The 1,672-nt window shown below is 31.2% G+C and carries 2 protein-coding genes and 1 pseudogene; all 3 read left to right on the forward strand.

The genetic code is table 11. From position 1 onward, the window contains the following. A pseudogene (locus tag WFK35_RS22625) lies at window positions 1-252 on the forward strand (glycosyltransferase); the annotation flags it as partial. A gap of 24 nt (window positions 253-276) precedes the next feature. After that, entirely contained in the window at window positions 277-945 is a 669-nt protein-coding gene (locus tag WFK35_RS22630; RefSeq protein ID WP_336734879.1) for a hypothetical protein, read from the forward strand. Window positions 946-957: 12 nt separating this feature from the next. Then, on the forward strand, window positions 958-1,672 hold a 715-nt coding region (locus WFK35_RS22635; RefSeq protein WP_336734881.1), incomplete at its 3' end, for a glycosyltransferase family 2 protein.

A 1,672-nucleotide genomic window follows, 5' to 3' on the forward strand; every position in this document is an offset into this window, starting at 1 on the left:
GCCAATATAAAAGTTAAAAAAAAATTAGGATCAGATTTTAAACAAAGAATAGATCCTGATGTAGAAAAAGAAGTATTTCAAGGTTTTTTGTATAATTATTTCAGATTTTATCCGGTTACTCGAAAAAATATTTTATTTACATTACAATTTTATCCTAAAAAACTTAATTTTAGAGATCATTTGGAAATCTTAAAAAAATATTATCATTATATAAGATATTCCGGAAATATCAACAAACACACAAAGAATTAAAATTTATTAAAAAGGCTTATCTGCATGATTATAGGAAACGGACTCATTGCCAACTCACTAAAAAATATCGATACCGAAGACAATCTTTACTTTGCTTCCGGAGTTTCAAACTCTCTCGAAACAAGAAGCTCGGAATTTGAAAGAGAATTTTCTCTGCTAAAAAACAGCATTATACAACATGAGGAAAATAAACTTTTTTATTTTTCCACTTTAAGTGTAAATGATCTTTCAAAACAGCAAAGTCCATACGTTTTGCACAAACTGGAAATTGAAAATTTCATAAAAGGAAATTGCAAAAATTACATCATTTTAAGGGTCGGTAATATTGTAGGCAAAGGCGGAAATCCGAATACCCTTTTCAATTTCCTCAAAACACAAATTATGCATGGAAATAATTTCTTGCTTCATCAAAAAGCCAGAAGATTATTGCTGGATATTGATGATATTACAAAATTTTTAGAATCAAACTGTGCAAATATTAATAATCAAACCATTAATTTTGCCTATCCGTATTATTATGATTTAAAGGAAATTGTAGAAGCCATCCGGAACAAGCTTCAAAAAGAAGCAAATTATCAGGAATCGGATGAAGGAGACTTTTATAAAGTCGATTTTGATGAATCGGTCAACGATTTCTTTAGAGAAATAGATGCTGAAAATTATTTAAAAAATTTAGCTGAAAAATATATTTAGAACAGAACACAAATGCCTGAAATTTATTTTATTATTGTTACCTACAATGCCATGAAATGGGCAGAAAAATGCTTTACCAGCTTAAGGCAGTCTTCTGTACCTGTTCACTGTATTGTGGTAGACAATGGTTCCACAGACGGCACACAAAAATACATTACGTCCAATTTTCCCGAAGTTGAATTGATTCAGTCTGAAAAAAATTTAGGATTCGGAAAAGCCAATAACATAGGAATCGAAAAAGCCTATCAAAAAGGAGCAGATTTCTTTTATCTGATGAATCAGGATGCATGGATTTTTAACGACAGTGTAGAAAAGCTCCTGAATGTTTACAATCTCCATCCCGACAAAGAAGAAATAGGTATACTGAGCCCGATGCATATCGACGGAACGGGTAAAAAACTGGATATTTTTCTTGATAAATATATTGCTCATAATTTTGAGACACGTCTGATTTCTGATCTTTATTTTCAGACTTTACAGCCCTTTTACGAAATAAGCTTCATCAATGCTGCTCATTGGTTCTTACCAAAGGAGACTATTGAAATTATAGGAGGATTCAACCCTTATTTTTTTCATTATGGTGAAGATCTCGAATATGTAAACCGCATTTTGTTTCACAAAAAGAAAACTTTTCTGGTACCCGAAAGCAAAGTAATACATGATGGAAAGCAATCTCTTTCCAAGGTAGACTATACAAAATACGAAGACCTCAGAATAGAAACCAACA

This window comes from Chryseobacterium sp. VD8 (genome assembly GCF_037149975.1).
Taxonomy (GTDB): Bacteria; Bacteroidota; Bacteroidia; order Flavobacteriales; family Weeksellaceae; genus Chryseobacterium; species Chryseobacterium indicum.